This is a genomic window from Klebsiella sp. 10-1 (assembly GCF_009758445.1).
GTDB lineage: Bacteria > Pseudomonadota > Gammaproteobacteria > Enterobacterales > Enterobacteriaceae > Klebsiella > Klebsiella scottii.
In genome coordinates this window covers 187,732-205,291 of the sequence record NZ_WQRE01000003.1, presented here as the reverse complement: position 1 = coordinate 205,291, position 17,560 = coordinate 187,732, and the positions used below count along the sequence as shown (strand labels likewise).

Sequence of the window (17,560 nt, the reverse complement as noted above, 5' to 3'; positions counted from 1 at the left end):
TTCGGCGGCTAGTTTGCCATGAAGACGGCGATAAATCAGCATTCTTACGTCAGGCTGAGGGGGAAAAGTACGTTTTGCTTGCCTGGATGTACTCCGGGTCGGGTAAACTAGCGCAAAGAAAAGATGAGAGTGGGCAATGAAAAAGAAAACATCGCTTAGCGTGGAGGATCAGACGCTGTTCCGTCAGCTCATGACCGGCACGCGTAAGATTAAGCAGGACACTATCGTTCACCGCCCGCTGCGCAAGAAAATTACCGAAGTGCCGCCGAAGCGTCTACTTCAGGAGCAGGCCGACAACAGCCACTACTTTTCGGATGAATTTCAGCCGCTGCTGAATACCGAAGGGTCGGTAAAATACGTCCGTGCGGACGTGAGCCACTTTGAGTTGAAAAAACTGCGGCGCGGGGACTATTCGCCAGAGCTGTTTCTCGACCTGCACGGTTTAACTCAGCTGCAGGCAAAGCAGGAACTGGGCGCGCTGATTGCCGCATGCCGCCGGGAACACGTGTTCTGCGCGTGCGTGATGCACGGACACGGGAAGCATATTCTCAAGCAGCAGACGCCATTATGGCTGGCGCAGCATCCGCATATTATGGCGTTCCATCAGGCGCCAAAAGAGTACGGCGGGGACGCCGCACTGCTGGTGCTGATAGAGATTGAAGAGTGGCAACCGCCGGAGCTTCCGTAAACGTCGGCTCCGGGGGGTGATTAGATAGCTTTCGCCATCTTCAGGTTGCAGGGGCTCATCTGCCAGTTGAATTCGCCCTTGCCGTTGGCATCGAGCGTCACGCAGGCAATGGCCGATGTGGTGAACATCGGGGGCGTCTCTCCCGGGCACAGCTCTGAGACGAGGTACCCTACCAACGGCAGGTGAGAAACGACCAGCGCCGTTGCCACACCTTCATTTGCCAGCGCCTGAAGATAGGCGTTGACCATGCCAACATCGCCGCACGGCGTCAGCTCCGGCATGACGTCGACGTCCTTCGGCAGGCTCATGCACTCTCTTACGATATCCAGAGTCTGTTCCGCACGCAGATAAGGACTCACAAGAACCCGCTCAATATCTACTTTCTGACCTTTCAGCCAGGTTGCCATCAGACGTGACTCATCACAACCGCATGCGGTTAAGGGACGAACTGAGTCACTGGCTGCATCGAGGGCAGCGTCGCCGTGACGCATGATAAAAACTTGCATATTGCACCGCTTTTGTTAACCAGAAGCACCGTAGTCTTACCCGCGCAGATAATACGCAGTCGACCCGGTGGCCGGGCATTGTGCCTGATCCATCCAACGAATGAAACGCTGTTTTTTACCTCAGTGGCGTAAGTATAGTCAATGTTTGTTGACAAAATAGCCAACCGACAGCGTCATTCATCGTCGGATTTATCTTCTTTGACCAGAACTTAGGTCGTCCGTTCGCCAGCGGGCCAAAATGTTGCCCCCTGCTCGGCCATGCGCAATAAATTTTCACATGGCGTAAAACGCGGGCCGTACTGCGCGGCCAGGCGCTGCAAAATTGCAACCACTTCACCCGCACCAGATTTATCCATATAGCGGAATGGACCGCCAAGAAACGGCGGGAAGCCAATACCAAACACGGCGCCGATATCGCCATCGCGTGCGCTGCGAATAACCTGCTCATCGAAGCAGCGCGCCGCTTCATTGAGCATCATCATCACGCAACGTTCAGCCACCTGCTGCGCCGACAAGCGAGCCTGCGGGGCAGAAATCCCCAGTAGCGAATAAATTGCCGCATCGGGCCGTTTTTTGCTTGTACGCCCTTTTTTCTCATAAAGATAGAAACCGCGGCTATTTTTTCTGCCTTTGCGATCGTCATTCAAGATCGCGTTAATGATATTTGCAGGCGGGCTAAAACGTTCTCCCCATGCCGATTCCAGAACGGGAATAATTTTGGTGCCGGTATCGATGCCAACCTCATCGAGCAGTTGGATGGGACCTACCGGAAAACCGAATTTAACCAATGCGTTATCGATATGCTCAACGGGTTCGCCCTCCGTCAGTAAGCGCATCGCCTCGTTGATGTAGGGAGCGAGAATGCGGTTGACGTAGAAGCCGGCTTTATCCGCCACTACGATCGGCGTTTTGCCCTGCATTTTTGCCAGCCTGACCACCGTGGCGATGGCCTGCGGGTCCGTATGCTGATGCGGGATAACCTCAACCAGCGGCATTTTTTCAACCGGGCTGAAATAGTGCAGGCCAATCACCCGCTGAGGCCTGCTGGCCTGCGCCGCGATCCCGGCGATCGGCAGCGACGACGTATTGGAGGCAAAGATCGTCTCCGGGCCGCAATGTTGTTCTATTTCGGCGACCATTCGCTGTTTGAGCGCCAGGTCCTCGAATACGGCTTCGATCACCACGTCCCGGTGGGCAAATCCTTGATAATCCGTGGTCCCGGAGATCAGCGCCAGCTGGCGATCGCGCTCGCCGGCACGCATATAGCGGCGGCGTACCTGCTTATCCAGCAGCTCCCAGCTGTACTTCAACGCATGGTTAATCCCGCTGGCCTGAATATCCTTGATTCGCACCGGCAATCCGCCTTTGCTGGCGGTAACCCAGGCGATTCCCCCGCCCATCAGGCCGCCGCCGAGCACGGCGATGCTGTTTAAAGGTCCTGCTTCAGCATCGGCGCCGCGATCTTTCTTCAGCTCGGTGCTGGCGAAGAAAATGGATCGTAGCGCCTGCGATTGCGGCGTCATCGCCAGCTCGCCGAAGGCCTTCGCCTCTTCGGCGTAGCCGCTGCTACAGCCATGTGCCAGCCCGTTCTCAATGACCTGCAGAATTCGCCTGGCGGCAGGATAGTTGCCCTGGGTCTTCTGCTGCGTCTTCTTCGCCACCAGGCGAAACAGCAGGCTACGTCCTAACGGGCCGGCGAGAACGCGCTCGCGCATTGGCATATTGCGACTCGCCGGACGCCCTTTCAGCGCCAGCTCCACTGCCGTTTGCAGTAAAATAGCGTGCGGCACCACATCGTCCACCAGTCCGGCCTTAAGGGCCTGTCGGGCGCGCAGCTGTTTACCGGTGAGAATCATCTCCAGCGCGCTGCTGACCCCAATCAACCGCGGCAGCCGCTGCGTGCCGCCGGAGCCCGGCAGCAACCCCAGCTGCACTTCAGGGAGGCCAAGACGGGTTTTATCATCATCGCTGCAAACTCGCCCGTGACAGGCCAGCGCCAGCTCAAGGCCCCCGCCGAGACAGGTGCCGTGGATGGCGGCGATCGCCGGAATAGCCAGCCCGTGGATCTCGGCCATAATCTGCTGCCCCTGACGAGCCAGCGCCTCCGCCTCTTCCGCGCTGGCGCAGCGGGCAATCATATTGATATCCGCCCCGGCAATAAAGTTGTCCGCTTTAGCAGAAATAATCACCACGCCGCGCAGGGATTTGTTATCGCGGATCTGGCGGATGATGGCCCGGACCTGGCTGCCAAATTCGGCCTTCAGGGTATTCATTTTTTCGCCGGGGGTATCAATGGTGATCACCGCCACGTTGTCCGGACGAATATCGAGAGTAAACGCTGATGCAGGAGTCATCACTCCACCTCCAGAATCATGGCGGCGCCTAAACCACCCGCCGCACAGGCGGTGACCAGCCCAAACCCGCCCCCTCTGCGCCGCAGCTCATGCAGGGTTTGCGTTATCATCCTCGCGCCGGTCGCGGCAAAAGGATGACCGTAGGCAATCGAGCCGCCGAGGACGTTAAATTTGCTGTCATCCACTTCGCCGGTGGCCTGCGAGCGGCCAAGCACCTCGCGAGCAAAACGATCGCTGGCCAGACACTTCAGATTGGCCAGCGTTTGCGCGGCAAAAGCCTCGTGCATGTCGATAAGGGTTAAATCGGCGAGGGTCAGGCCCGCCCTTTCCAGCGCCAAAGGCGTCGACCACGCCGGCCCCAGCAGCATATCCTGCTTAACGTCAATGGCGGTGAAAGCGTAGCTGCGCAGATAGCCAAGCGGGGCTAATCCCAGCTCTTTCGCCCGGGATTCCGTCATCATAATCACCGCCGCCGCGCCGTCAGTTAATGGCGTGCTGTTGGCTGCGGTGACCGTGCCGTGCTTGCGATCGAAGGCCGGACGTAACTTTTGGTAATCAGCGAGGGTAGAATTCTTACGAATATTGTTGTCGCTTGCTACGGGCTCGCGGAACGGCGGCGCGTAGGCGGTCATCACTTCAGCGGAGAGTTTTCCCTCTTCCCAGGCTTTGGCCGCCAGCTGATGCGAACGAAGCGCCAGCACATCCTGCTGCTCACGGGTGATGCCCCAGCTTTTTGCCATCTGCTCGGCGGTATCGCCCATCCGCAGCCCGGTCGAGTATTCGGCCACGGCGGGCGGCACCGGTAACAGATCGCGCAGGCGCAGGCGAGAAAACAGCTTCAGCCGCTGGCCGAGGGTTCGCGCCTTACTGGCATCCACCAGGGTGCGGGCCAGCTTTTTACTCACGCCGATAGGCAGCACCGACGAGGAGTCCGCGCCGCCGGCAATGCCCGCACGGATCGTCCCCGCCATCAGGCTTTCAGCCACGTTGGCGACGGCCTGAAAGCTGGTCGCGCAGGCGCGACTGACGCTGTAAGCATCGGTGTGCACGCTCATGCCGGTGCCAAGCACGATCTCGCGCGCAATATTCGGCGCTTCCGGCATCTGAACCACCTGGCCAAAGACCAGTTGTTCAATAATCTGCGGGGGAATATCGCTGCGAGCCAGCATTTCACTGATGACCATTTTTCCCAAATCAATCGCGGGAACGCCGTGAAATACCGTTGCCTGACGAGCAAACGGAGTACGTAAACCGCTGACGATGGCAATGCGATCGCCCTGACGGGTGACAAGCGGTAGTGCCTGACTCATAACTCTCCCCTGTTAACCGATAAAACCAAGTGGTCTGACCTGATAACAGTTTTAACTAATTTTTTACATTAAGCCAATCGGAGAAGCAAAAAAGTGGGAGCCAAAACACATTGAAAGGAGAAGATAACGCCCCGCAGAAAGGGGGCGTCAGAACGGAATTAACGCAGGCCAAGCTGGAAAATCAGGGTTTCCGCTTCGCAGCAGAAGACAAAATCGATATCCAGCTGCACGCCGCCTTCAACATCGCTAAAGGTCGGGGTAATTTTGCACGGTTCAGATTCCACGCCGCGGGCTCTTTCAGTCAACGCCGCCAGCGTTTCGTCTGCTTCAGCGCGGTTGGCAAACACGCGGCTGTAGGAGGCGGTGCAATCGGTGTTGTCCATAATGGTGCCAACATCCATACAGCAGCAAACCGGGGTTTCATCTGCACTAACTTTACTCATCGTAGATTTCCTCTGTATATGCACGCAAGGTGCCAGACAATTAATAGGCTTATTTTACGCCCGGCCGAGGAGTGCCTCCAGTCGTTAATGATGACAACGGCGCTAAGTGACCGAAATCACACTTAAAAATGATCCAAAACAAGAATTACCCGAATCGGACACCCGAGTTGAGGGCAATTTTGCCGACTGGATCGCGTTTTTCGTATCACAATTGAAAAATCTCATAAACAAACTTGCAACATCTCATCTGGTCAGACCTATACTCAGCGCACTGGTCTGATTTCTCTGTCGTAAAGCAGACCCTACACTTCGCGCTTCTGTTACGGCATGTAACATAGTTTGAATAAAAATAACTCAATGAGGTTATGGGCATGAGCCAGAAAACCCGCTTTACCCAATCTGCCCTCGCAGTGGCTGTAGCACTTGTTTCCACACAGGCCTGGTCAGCAGGCTTCCAGTTAAACGAATTCTCTTCATCAGGCCTGGGCCGCGCCTATTCCGGTGAAGGCGCAATTGCTGACGATGCGGGCAATGCCAGCCGTAACCCGGCATTGATTATGATGTTCGATCGCCCAACGATGTCTATGGGCGCCGTATTTGTCGATCCCGACGTCAACATCTCGGGCAAATCGCCGACGGGCAGAAGCCTGAACGCCAATAATATCGCGCCAACCGCATGGGTGCCTAACTTCCACTTTGTGTCGCCAATTAACGAGCAGTTTGGTTGGGGGGCGTCGATTACCTCTAACTACGGGTTGGCCACCGAATATAACGACGATTATGCCGCCGGCAGCATGGGGGGCAAAACCGATTTAACCACCGCCAACTTCAACCTGAGCGGCGCCTATCGCCTGGACAGCCACTGGAGCTTTGGCTTAGGGTTTGACGCGGTCTATGCGAAGGCGAAGATCGAGCGCTTCGCGGGCGACCTGGGGCAGATTGTTGCGGGTTCGGGCGCCCTGCCGCCGCAGCTGGCGGGTCCGGTATCGCAAATTCCTTCCGATACGCAAATTGCGCATCTGAACGGTAACGCCTGGGGCTTCGGCTGGAACGCCGGTATTCTTTATGAACTTGATAAGAATAACCGCTATGGCTTCACCTACCGTTCTGAAGTGAAAATCGACTTTGACGGTAACTACAAGAGCAGCCTGCCGTCAGCGTATAACCAAATTCTCGGTAATTTCGGCCTTCCGGCGGGGACCAACGGACAGACCACCAACGGTTCTCTGACGCTGAACCTGCCAGAAATGTGGGAGTTGTCAGGTTACAACCGCGTCGCACCGCAGTGGGCGGTTCACTATAGCCTGACCTACACCAGCTGGAGCCAGTTCCAGGAGCTGAAAGCGACCGGCAGCAACGGCGAGACGCTGTTCTATAAAGATGAGAGCTTTAAAGATGCCTACCGCATCGCGCTCGGTACCACCTATTACTACGACGATAACTGGACCTTCCGTACCGGTATCGCCTTCGATGATAGCCCGGTACCGGCCTCCAACCGATCCATCTCCATTCCGGATCAGGACCGTCTGTGGCTGAGCGCGGGTACCACCTACGCCTTCAATAAAGATGCCTCTGTTGACGTGGGCGTATCCTACATGCATGGTCAGCACGTAGAAATTAAAGAAGGTCCTTACACCTTCCGTTCTGAAGGCAAAGCCTGGCTGTACGGCGCGAACTTCAACTACCGCTTCTGACAAGCTGCCGGCATAAAAAAAGGGTGAACATCATGTTCACCCTTTTTATTTATATCACCCGATTACTGCGAGTCGATATCTTTCAGATCGCCCTGAATCGCCTGGGCGTTCGGATTATCTGCCGGCGTGAGCTTACCGCCGTTGGCGATAAAGTCATGACGCTGGAAGTAGGCTTCACGCACCAGGATATACGGATCTGAAGACTGGCGCAGCAGGCCATCGGAGTCCAGCAGCTGGGCTCGGGTCTCAACCCCTTCAACCGCCCATTTACCGATAGACATCGGCCAGGTCAGCCAGGAGAGCACCGGATACAGCCCATCAGCCATATCACCGCCTTCATCACGCAGCGTAAAGCTACCGTAGAACGGCAGCTGCACGTATGGACCATAGCCGACGCCGTAGTGACCCAAGGTGCTACCAAAGCGATGCGGTTCAACCCGCTGCAGCTGCGGGTTCGCCATCCCGGCGACGTCAATCAGGCCGCCCATCCCGAGGAGAGTGTTGAGGAAGAAACGGGTAAAGTGCACCATACCTTTATAGGGATCGCCCTGCAGGAAGTAGTTTGCCATCACCGCCGGTTCTTCAAGGTTGCTGGTAAAGTTACTCAGCCCATTACGCGCTGGCTGCGGGACATAGTCGCGCCATGCCACGGCTACCGGACGCAGAACGTACGGGTCCACCACGTTAAAGTTGAAGTTGAACATCGTACGGTTAAACCCTTCAAGCGGGTCTGAACGCCCCTGCGGCCGATCGCCAGAGCTGGAACTGGCACATCCCACCAGCAGTGTGGCGCCGAGCGCAAGCGCCGACAGGCGATAATTCATAGGTGTGTCTCCCTGTTAATTTTGGCTATCACTGTGGGTCATCCGGGGACTGCAGCCTCCATGAAGATATCGCCCGAAGCAAGGTGCACTCTGGTGCCTGCTTTCAGCATAGCCCTCTTTGGTATAAGTGTTGCGTCCTGATTCTATACATATTTTGCAATATTCGTATTGCTATTCTTGCCATTGCACAAAAAATAGGATGTTCACCAGCGCCGTACGCGAAAAATATCTCTACGCTTATGATAATGAAAAATCATCGAGGGAAATGGCATGACCCCACCCCCAAAATCGCCCGATCGCCACGACAGTGCAGAGATGGAGGTTGAGAGCGACGAGAAACAGCAGGGCGAGGAAATAGAGGTTGATGAGGATCGTCTGCCCTCACGCGCCATGGCTACCCATGAAGAGATCCGCCAGGAGGGGGAAAAGGAGCTTGAGCGCGACGGCATGGCTCTGCTTTGGTCAGCGGTCGCCGCGGGCCTGTCGATGGGCGCCTCGCTGGTCGCAAAAGGAATTTTTCACGTTCATCTTACCGACGTAGCGGGCGGGTTCTTACTGGAAAACCTGGGCTACACCTTCGGTTTTATCATCGTTATCATGGCCCGCCAGCAGCTGTTTACCGAAAATACCGTGACCGCCGTGCTGCCGATCATGCATAAGCCCACCCTCGGTAACCTCGGCCTGTTATTACGGCTGTGGGGCATCGTGCTGGCAGGCAACCTCATCGGCACGGCAATCGCCGCATGGGCCTTTGATGTCATGCCAATATTTGACCCGGCGACCCGTGACGCCTTTGAGAAAATCAGCCTGAAGGTAATGCAAAACACGCCGGGCGAAATGTTTGCCAACGCGATTATCTCCGGCTGGCTGGTGGCAACGATGGTGTGGATGTTCCCCGCCGCCGGAGCGGCAAAAATCGTGGTCATTATTATGATGACCTGGCTTATTGCGCTCGCCGATACCACCCATATTGTAGTTGGCAGCGTCGAGATATTTTATCTGGTCTTTAACGGCTCGCTACCGTGGCAGGAGTTCATCTGGCCTTTCGCCCTGCCGACGCTGGCCGGCAATATTTGCGGCGGGACGTTTATTTTCGCCCTGCTCAGCCATGCCCAGATCCGCAACGACATCAGTAACGAGAAAAAAGCGCGGGCCAAAGCTAAAAAAACGACCTAAGTGGCGATAGATTAAGCAGTCAGCCGATAGATGCTTAACCTGTAAGGGAAAAAACGCTATAATCCCGCCGCTTCGTCCCCTTAGTTAAATGGATATAACGAGCCCCTCCTAAGGGCTAGTTGCAGGTTCGATTCCTGCAGGGGACACCATTTCGAGCTCTCCTGATATCTACCGAATTCGATAAAATCCCCTGATGGCCGGCAAAAAGCGCTTAACCTTGGGTGTAACGTCTACCCGATTCAGCGCGAATCAACAAACATTTGGCAGGCCGATCCCGTTCAATCTCCGGCGAGCCCCAAAGTGCCCGGGAATGCGCATCAGATAACCCAGAGACAATGCCTGAACCATCGGGCTTTTATCAGTACCGCAACATATAGAAAAGCGTGAAACGCCGGAGCTTACAAACAAAGTGCGCCAGTGTTGTAGTGAGGTCTTTCGCTATGCAATTGTAACAGGGCGGAGCGAATACAGCTCAGCGACCGATCCTGCTAGCGCGCTACAACGAGATGAGAAGATTGGGCGGCACCAAACAGATGCCCGGCGATCCGTTTGGCGGTGTTATCTGATTGAGTTTCGCTGGGTGGCTTTGCCGCTGAAAAACGCCATCACCTGTCAATCTGGTTTGTAATGCACGCCTTTATTTTCTTTTTTCTGATCAACAGGATCGCTGAACCAATGATGGATATAATGATAAATCCCCCTCCCATCACCGCAAGAGCTAATCCTTTAAAGAAGTCACCGACGTTACTCCTGATATTATTATTGAACTTACTTTTCAGCTTGCCTGAATACCAGTCAAATAACGACTGGGAGTATTGATAACGTTTGAGCCCCAGATCCACGCCCGTTTGAAAGCAGTCCTCGGCACATCTTTTCAGGCCAATTGTCTTAAAAATCTCGAGCGCGCGGTTATGGTCGTTAACAGACATGAAATACTGAACCAGAGCATAACGTTTATCACTGGAAGTAATATCCACCTGTAATAAATCAAGTAAAATCCTGGCATCATTTTTCGTTAATTTATGGTTAACGGCCTTTTCGTAATAATACCAACTACTGACAAATGCATCACCAGGATATTTTTTATACATAGCATCCAGGTCAGGTTTAATATTGGATATGGCGTAAGTCAGCGTAGAGTAAATATCTTCCACCCGAACTCCATTAAATGGAGTGTAGTACGAAGGGCTGAAGTTCTTTTCGTAAAAATCATGGCTAAGCTCTGGTACTTCACCCTTGTTATTTGATGATGTAGTTTCCCAATATTGAAAATGCCCGGTGCTATCCTTCCAGGCAAAAAAAGCATGAGATGGTGCATATATAATGTAAGCATCAATACCATGCAGATGAGCCGCATCCATCAACAGGTAAGTATTGGTATCGCAATCGGAACGATTTAAGGCATAGTTGTTTGATACCTCGATAGCGGGTGTGTAATAAAAATGTTGTCCGATAAGATGACCGGCACATGACACAAATGCCGCATTTCCATTATCGGAGCCATCAGATTTACATTGCCGGCCCACATTATTAAGATATTGATTAACTTTAGCTGTCGCGATTCTGGCGATAGTGTCATCAGCAATTCCCCGCAGACGATCGCTTACAATCAATTTGTGGGTGAGTAAATTCATGTCAAGATTAACATCAGGCAATATAGTGAGAGCATTATACTGTCGCTTATAAAAATCCTTTTTATAATCTCCCAGGTTTTTAAGGGACGAAAAGGCAACGGCGTAACTGATAAAGACAAAAAACAATCCAGCAGCGAAGCTTAGACACATTAACAACCAGTAGATTTGGCACTTCGATCGTTCGTTTATGAACTTGGCTTCCCTTATTCTCATATTCATTTTGTTGAATCCGTTGATGGTAAATTATTTTTCACGCTCAATATATCGTATTAATTTCAGTATTCCGCCCAGCGTTCCTTCCGGTGTACAACATCCGTTACGCCACCTTAAATTTGTTAGCCATTCATTCAAACCTGACAGACAAGCCAGCTATATACGGGCAAGCCTGTACCTGAGGGCATAAGCAGGATATTGCAAAGACCGTAGCGCTATCGGGTCTTACATGCGGGTTGTTATATCGAGATACTGCTGCTTCAGGTGGCGTAACAGGACCCGCCCTTCGGGCATAAACTCGGTACCGTAGCGCACCAGCCCAATACCTTTAAGTTCAGCATCAATGGCATAGCGCAGTTCACCGGGGACCTTTTGTTCCAGAAGGACAACGGCTATTTTTTTCAGACGGGGCTCATATTTGAGTAAGACGGCAGCTAATGTTCCCATTAGCTCATGGGCCGTACCCGGCATCCCCTGGAGAATTTTAGCCATATCAGGCAAGCCGTAGTCCGGCAGGTGCGCCAGCGTCCCGCACGGCAGTTAAGGATACGCTGCATGTTATCCAGAACTGACAGGATGACCTGTTCTGCTCGCTGACCTGATGCAGGTCGAGGCCGCCTGTAAAGTTGCCGTAAAGAGTTTCATACAGTGACGGACGGGGGGCTCATTCATCTTTCAGCGCCTTCAGGATCAACCGGTTGTTTCCCGCTTCGATAACGCGGGCTTTATCCGGGTCGAGGTCGTCACGGCTCAGCACCACACGCCAGGTATTGTTCATTTGGTCCGGCGACATAAACATGCCGGCCACAGCCACATACTGCGCATTTTCATCCATCGGCATATCCACCATCACCGCCCCACCCGGCTGCAGGCGAATATCTTTCTCCGCCACCAGGTCTGCTTTGATGGCCCGACCGTCAGCCTTAAACAGTGACGGGTAGTCCGTCGTATCGAAGGTTTTGCGCTCCTTGAGTTGGTAAATGCGTACGACGGTGGACATCGCCACCCCGCCATCATTGTGGTTCACCGCCTCACGGGCCCGAATGTCGAGGCGAAGAGTTGTTACCTGTTTATAAAATATCGATTTGGTTACAGCAACGGTGCCATCCGTGACTTTCTGGGTCAGGCCACAGCCAGCCAGCATCAGCGAGATGCCCGCGGCCAGTGCCACCAGGGGAAATTTACCAGCGGTAATCGCCATCTTCATCAGTCTCCCTGTGGTGAATATTTTCCTGAACTCGCGCATAGCGGCCCAGGTTGATGGTTATTGTTTTGGCGGATATTACAGTATTCGCTACATTCATCGGCCGCATCACGGCAGTGCGGCCCAGCTGCACGGCGCCAGTTTTGGGGTTAGTGTTCATCGTCGCGTCCGGCAGCAGGCTGCGGTCGACACACAGCTGCAGGCGGACATCCAGGCGAGCTCCAGGATACACATGCAGCAGCGCCATCAGGTCCGCATGAAGCTCTCCGCCCGGTAACCAGCCCTGCACTTCATCCGGGTCTGTGGTAGTGAGCAGCATAAGCACCCGGCTGTTCACGTCGGTGGCATAGCTGCCCATCACCGGCCGGTTTGTCAGGGTAGCAGGGTGACTGACACTCATAGTCAGTGGCTCCTTCAGCGGCACACGTCGTTTGTCGTGGTGCCAGATTTTAGCCTGCGTGTCGGGTGCCAGCAGTCGCACCAGGGACGCCAGGCCTTCTGCGGTGCGCCCCGGCAGCAACATCATCGGTAGCAGCGCGAGGAAACGTGACGCGGGGGCGGCGATGCTGTCCGTGCAGCCGTCAATACCAAGGCCTGCCAGTCCCAGCAGGTACTGCGATATATTGTCCTTGCCCCCTTCTTTAAAGCTCGCCGGGTACGAGTATTTCCGCCAGATGCGGTAGTACTGGGCAATCAGCCGGTGGTTGAAGATATCGAGAAAATCCGCCGTGGCTTCATATCCTTCCCGCCGCTGAGTGATGTCATCGATATAGTGCGTCGGCAGCGGGGACTGCACGCCATAGAGCCCCATAAAGGTGATGCGCACAGTGGGCGGCAGATGTGAATGTTCAGGCGGCTCAACCCCTTTGATTTCGGAACGTGTTCACTCCAGCGGGCCTGCTGCTGAAACTGCTGGGGGGCCAGAGCGGCCCCGTCCTCCCAAAGGGGACGGTAAATTTTCATCGCTGGTTTCCCCTGCCCTTATGACCTGGATTTCGGCATCCGGCGACCCCGTAATGGGCGGTCATCCATGACTTCCGCCGGGAAGAGCAAAATGTCAGACTGATGTTGTTTTCGCTACCGTCATCAGCAAGGCTATTCTTAACGGTAAAATTCCCTTTTGGGGAATATTCGGAAAGAATAGCGTTGAAGTTATTTTTATTAACATTGTCTTTTTCACACGCTGATAATGGCGCAGTCAGCTGACCGTTACTTAAATCACCCGCAACCATTAAGTTCAGTGGTAACTCTATTTTCTTGCTCGCCCTGCACATTGAAAAATAAAACTTTATATTAACGCGCGAATTTGACACCCAATTCTGAAAACTTTCAGCCATCTAATCATCCCTCTGCTTATCACGATGCACGCTTTCATATTTCGATTCCTTAGAGGAGATAATAGAATGATGATTATTAAAAGATCAAAGCTAAATACACTCAAACCAAAACAATAAAATCACCAGGATTTTTCGTCTAATTATTAATAATGAGTTACGCTGGATCATCAGGAAAACAAACTATCACCATCAAAAATAAACAATCATTTATATCTAAGAAGACAATACCGTCAGAATATTGTTAAAAATAGACTCCTGGGTTGATGTAAATCAACACTTGAAAAACAAAATCATCAATTGATAACAAGGGTAAATATATGCGGAGTGAAATATTAAAGGGGGAAATAAAACTTGCAATAAATGAATTTGACACCTTAAAACTATGATCGCAGAACCTGTCAGTAAGTTTGTGTAACTACCATCGTATTTAAAATCGTTCGCTCAGGCGATGTCCCCTTCCTTACAGCCCTTACAGAGGCAGAACTTCCTGAGGTTTTATGCAAACTCGCAAATGACTCAGGAAGTCTCATCCCTCTTCCGGCAGGCGGCAGTGACCGACAGGAACTCTCATCCCTGCAGGTCACTCAGCCGTATGCAACTACTCCATTCAGGTCCTGACACAGGATACTCAAACTAACTTAGAACCAGGCCTCGAACATGCCGCCGACGTTCAGCGAGTCCAGCTGGTCGCTGCTGGTACCGTTGACCTTAGCGGTATGCTGATTATCCACCTGGCCACCGGTGACGTAGAAGCGCAGCATCGGCCGGAACTCAGGCCCCATACCAATCGCGATGTTCTGCGACAGCGTCAGCTTCCAGCCCTTGTTGTCGCCACCCCGATCGTAGTCAACGCGCTGATAGCCGGCTTCCAGCCAGGTTGAATGCACGTCGTTCCAGAAATACATCGGACGGATAATCGCGCCGTAGTTTTTACGGTTATCGGTATTGTCCTTACCGTTGTCGTAATCATGGAAGGCCAGCAGGTATTCAACCTGTGCCTGCCGGGTGAACTTATAGTTGCCTTCGAAGCTGGCATAGATTGCCGTCAGCCCGTCGGTTTTGTTATAGACGCTGTTATCCGAGTTATCGGAATAGCGCAGGATAACCTTGTTCACACCGCTGTCGTCGCCGTTGGTGTGACTCAACAGCAGGCCGCCCTGCCAGGCATCGAGCTGCGCGTCGTTATCCACCGCTTTTGAATCAAAGCCGTAGTTGGCGTATACCTCAACGTCGATTGGCCCAGCCTTCATATTGTGGATTTTTGACGTCAGCGCATAGTGGCCATTATCGCCGGTGCCGGAGCCGCCGGTACAGGTGATGCGCGACGGGTTGGACTCATCGGCCATCACCTCCGGGCTGCAGGACTCAACCTGTGAGACCCCCGCCACGTCAAACTGCACGCCGCCGATATCAAAGTTTTTCACCCCGGCGCCCTGGCCGTCGTGGTTCATCCAGAAGTAATCGTTGATCCCCTGCTGCGGCCGCTGGTGGAAGTCGCGACCGGCCCAAATATAGGCGTTAGGGTTTGATTCGAGGACGTTAGTGACGCCGACGTAGGCTTTTTTCAGGTTAACTTCATCGCTCCAGTGGTCGAACATGACGTTAATATCCCAGATAGCGCCCTGGCTGCTCTTAAAGGCCTTGGTTATCTGGAATTCGCCGCCGTTGCCTTCGTTGCCCAGACGGCCGATAGCCGACGCGCCGTTATAGGAGCCGTCGACGCCGACGAACTTCTGATCGCCGGTCTGGAACTGGGCGCCGTAGCGGGCGTAGCCGCTAAACTTCAGGCCGAACGGGATAGCCATATCCGGCGAGGCCGCGGTGGTCTGCGGGTTGGTAATGACGTCCACCTTCTTCGCAGCGGCGGCATCCATCTTAGCCTGACGGTCCGTCAGGGCTTTATCGACGGCTTTGGCGACAATGGCGTCGATTTGTTCCTGAGTAAACTCTTGTGCCATTACAGAGGAAAGCGGGCACAGGGCGGCAATAACCGCCATCGCTAAGGGAAGTTTTTTTACAGTTATCATGGTTATCTCAAATTAATAAATTATATTTTCAGACAATAACCATCCCGTTCTGGGGTAAATGGAAAAGATACCGCCAAAACAAGCTGATTTTATTTTTATTTGCGCAGAGGTACAGTTAAATAAATCGGGTAATAGGATTCTCCATATTCGGCATAATTAAATATCAGCATGGCTATAGATTAATAATCTGTTCTAATGCTCCACGCACGAGCAAAAATAATGGTGGCCCGACATCTGCACCATAATCGAGGTAATAAACTGCAGCGTTTCGCTTACAACCTTGCCACTCTGCCGGGTCTACCATGGTGCGCCAGCAGGCCTTCTGGTATTCTCTATAGCGCCCTGGCGGGAGGCGGGAGGCGTTCATCAGTATCCTCCCATTCCTCGCGGTCTTAAGCGGGTGTTTCGCTTATTATCTGAGTTCACGCATCACTATTTAATTAAGGCGTAATTCGCCTGCGTCCCAGCCATAATTGCCAGTCGACGTTAACGAATCACCGAGCTCCTGATAAGTGAAATCATAAAAATCTGCGCTGACCTCATAGCCAGAGTAGTCGACTGCCGCCAGGCCAACGAATGCTCCGGTAAAAAATCCGCCATAGCTTTGCATAACATAATCGTCTGAAAGGATTACGGCATCTAATGTGACAGGAATTTCAGTGAAGTTGACCCCGTTAAAGCTGTATTCATAACTGTACGTTTGTTTGCGAACTTTGGTGCGGAACCAGACATACTCGGTTCCTTCCGGGATCTTGATGGCATCATCTTTTAAATAAGAAGTGTATTTTCCGCGATTATTTTCACCTATTTCGATGACTGAGCCATTAATTTCATTCCAGGTGATGAACACAAAGCTCCAATGACGATCGTTGTAGAAATTCGTTAACCCCGCCATTTGTTGATAACTAAATGGATTAAATTTGACCTTAACTTGCGCATCAAAATAGAAGGCTTGCCAACGTCGGGCAATAAGCGACAGGTCATGGGTATTCGCTAAAGAACCCTGACCAATTAACGTCAGTTTGCCATCGCCTGTGGTACCCATTTTTTTTGTGAACGGAACACGGAGCGTATTCCAGTTGCACTCGAGTGCCGGCGTTGTAAACGCATCATGCTGGCTACGATCTTTGGCGCTTGCGGTGTAAATGGCATCCTCTGGGCCTTCAACAAACGTTTTTCCGCCGTGGCCGCCTTCAACGCGCGGCCAACCTTCTTCATCCCAGTACACTTTTTGGATAGAGGTTTCTCTGCCCAGAGTTGACCAGCCGCGAGGATCATAGACTGACTCGCCAGGACGATTCCACGGACGCGCGCAGAGCGAAGCGTAATACCATTCGCCAGCAGGCGTTGAAACCAAAGAACCGTGGCCCTGCTTCTGGATGTAACTGTCCGGCGTATCGACGTTAGTTAAGAAAACTTCTCCTGGCGCCGTTACAAAACTGTGGGCATCTAAGGTCTTAGAACGCGCGACAACCTCCTGATGGGTAAATACGGTCCCCCCCTGAGCGGCGAAAAGATAATAATATCCGTTCAGTTTGTAGAGATGCGGCCCTTCGACAAGCGCAACGGCAGTGCCGCGATAGAGGGTTCGTGCTGTTTCCGGTTTTAACATTAATGTCCTGGTATCAAGTTCAGTTAACGTAATGCCATCGAATGGATGATGATATTCTCGATGGTCCCAGGTTTGCTGAACGATATATTTACGCCCGTCATCGTCATGGAAAAGTGAAGCATCGAAGCCCACGCCATTCAGTTTGATAGGATCCGACCATGGACCACGAATATCCGTAGCGGTGGTCAGATAGTTGGTCATGTCTTTAAAGGCACCTTCTGTGATTTTCACATCTGTATACACTAACCAGAATTTGCCATCAGCATAAGAGAGAGCCGGAGCCCAAATTCCACCTGATGAAGGATTGCCTTTCATATCTAAAAGCGCGGTTGTGGACAACGGGCTGGGGAGAAGATCCCAGTGCTGCAGGTCCTTTGACTCGTGTAAACGCACGCCAGGGAACCACTCAAATGTAGAGTTTGCGATATAGTAGGTGTCATCTACACGGATAATACTGGGGTCCGCATTAAATCCAGGTAATACAGGGTTTTGAATAAGAGTCATATCAATCTTCCTTTATATAATTCTCTAATTTATA

The 17,560-nt window shown here is 52.7% G+C and carries 13 protein-coding genes, 1 tRNA gene and 4 pseudogenes; 5 read left to right on the top strand and 13 right to left on the bottom strand.

Translation table 11 applies throughout. The features are described 5' to 3' along the window. The first annotated feature begins 136 nt into the window (after window positions 1–136). On the top strand, window positions 137–688 hold the full coding sequence (gene smrB / locus GO007_RS12950) for an endonuclease SmrB (RefSeq protein WP_095100493.1): 552 nt from the start codon (window positions 137–139) through the stop codon (window positions 686–688). A gap of 20 nt (window positions 689–708) precedes the next feature. Here smrB and sixA read toward each other — a convergent pair whose 3' ends face one another. The 4 genes from sixA to GO007_RS12930 form a co-directional block, all read right to left on the bottom strand. After that, complete coding sequence (gene sixA / locus GO007_RS12945) at window positions 709–1,194, bottom strand: phosphohistidine phosphatase SixA (protein ID WP_095100491.1); 486 nt, start codon at window positions 1,192–1,194, stop codon at window positions 709–711. Between the two features lie 209 nt (window positions 1,195–1,403). Then, the gene (gene fadJ / locus GO007_RS12940) at window positions 1,404–3,548 is read right to left on the bottom strand and encodes a fatty acid oxidation complex subunit alpha FadJ (RefSeq protein WP_095100489.1); all 2,145 of its coding nucleotides are present in this window, start codon (window positions 3,546–3,548) and stop codon (window positions 1,404–1,406) included. After that, window positions 3,548–4,858 carry an acetyl-CoA C-acyltransferase FadI gene (fadI, locus tag GO007_RS12935; protein WP_095100487.1) on the bottom strand — a complete coding sequence of 437 codons (1,311 nt, stop codon included), beginning with the start codon at window positions 4,856–4,858 and terminating at the stop codon, window positions 3,548–3,550. Before fadI ends, fadJ begins: the two co-directional genes overlap by 1 nt. 158 nt (window positions 4,859–5,016) lie before the next feature. Next, entirely contained in the window at window positions 5,017–5,301 is a 285-nt protein-coding gene (locus tag GO007_RS12930; RefSeq protein ID WP_095100486.1) for a YfcZ/YiiS family protein, read from the bottom strand. Window positions 5,302–5,672: 371 nt separating this feature from the next. On the opposite strand from GO007_RS12930, the gene fadL reads away from it, so the two are divergent. Next, window positions 5,673–6,995: a long-chain fatty acid transporter FadL gene (gene fadL / locus GO007_RS12925; protein ID WP_189339862.1), complete on the top strand. Its 1,323-nt coding sequence runs from the start codon at window positions 5,673–5,675 to the stop codon at window positions 6,993–6,995. Window positions 6,996–7,057: 62 nt separating this feature from the next. Here fadL and mlaA read toward each other — a convergent pair whose 3' ends face one another. Beyond that, complete coding sequence (gene mlaA / locus GO007_RS12920) at window positions 7,058–7,819, bottom strand: phospholipid-binding lipoprotein MlaA (protein ID WP_095100482.1); 762 nt, start codon at window positions 7,817–7,819, stop codon at window positions 7,058–7,060. Window positions 7,820–8,089: 270 nt separating this feature from the next. On the opposite strand from mlaA, the gene GO007_RS12915 reads away from it, so the two are divergent. From GO007_RS12915 to GO007_RS29455, 3 genes and pseudogenes are all read left to right on the top strand, one after another. Continuing rightward, window positions 8,090–8,995, top strand: coding sequence for a formate/nitrite transporter family protein (locus tag GO007_RS12915; RefSeq protein WP_095100480.1), 906 nt, complete (start codon window positions 8,090–8,092; stop codon window positions 8,993–8,995). A gap of 74 nt (window positions 8,996–9,069) precedes the next feature. Next, a tRNA-Arg gene (locus GO007_RS12910) sits at window positions 9,070–9,144 on the top strand. Between the two features lie 203 nt (window positions 9,145–9,347). Beyond that, window positions 9,348–9,509, top strand: a pseudogene (locus GO007_RS29455) (phage integrase central domain-containing protein); the annotation flags it as partial. Window positions 9,510–9,600: 91 nt separating this feature from the next. Here GO007_RS29455 and GO007_RS12905 read toward each other — a convergent pair. The 8 genes and pseudogenes from GO007_RS12905 to GO007_RS12875 form a co-directional block, all read right to left on the bottom strand. Next, on the bottom strand, window positions 9,601–10,848 hold the full coding sequence (locus GO007_RS12905) for a hypothetical protein (RefSeq protein WP_095100478.1): 1,248 nt from the start codon (window positions 10,846–10,848) through the stop codon (window positions 9,601–9,603). Between the two features lie 219 nt (window positions 10,849–11,067). Beyond that, a pseudogene (tssE, locus tag GO007_RS12900) lies at window positions 11,068–11,491 on the bottom strand (type VI secretion system baseplate subunit TssE). A 15-nt stretch (window positions 11,492–11,506) separates the two neighbouring features. Next, window positions 11,507–12,043: a type VI secretion system lipoprotein TssJ gene (gene tssJ / locus GO007_RS12895; RefSeq protein WP_189339861.1), complete on the bottom strand. Its 537-nt coding sequence runs from the start codon at window positions 12,041–12,043 to the stop codon at window positions 11,507–11,509. Then, window positions 12,024–12,923 (bottom strand): annotated as a pseudogene (gene tssG, locus GO007_RS12890) (type VI secretion system baseplate subunit TssG); the annotation flags it as partial. The gene tssJ and the pseudogene tssG, both read right to left, overlap by 20 nt. Continuing rightward, window positions 12,923–13,009 (bottom strand): annotated as a pseudogene (locus GO007_RS29710) (type VI secretion system baseplate subunit TssK); the annotation flags it as partial. The pseudogenes tssG and GO007_RS29710, both read right to left, overlap by 1 nt. Next, on the bottom strand, window positions 13,006–13,383 hold the full coding sequence (locus GO007_RS12885) for a type VI secretion system contractile sheath small subunit (RefSeq protein WP_095100472.1): 378 nt from the start codon (window positions 13,381–13,383) through the stop codon (window positions 13,006–13,008). The gene GO007_RS12885 and the pseudogene GO007_RS29710, both read right to left, overlap by 4 nt. A 638-nt stretch (window positions 13,384–14,021) precedes the next feature. Next, complete coding sequence (locus GO007_RS12880; RefSeq protein WP_095100470.1) at window positions 14,022–15,410, bottom strand: carbohydrate porin; 1,389 nt, start codon at window positions 15,408–15,410, stop codon at window positions 14,022–14,024. A gap of 436 nt (window positions 15,411–15,846) precedes the next feature. Then, window positions 15,847–17,526 carry a glycoside hydrolase family 43 protein gene (locus tag GO007_RS12875; RefSeq protein ID WP_095100468.1) on the bottom strand — a complete coding sequence of 560 codons (1,680 nt, stop codon included), beginning with the start codon at window positions 17,524–17,526 and terminating at the stop codon, window positions 15,847–15,849. Window positions 17,527–17,560 lie beyond the last annotated feature (34 nt).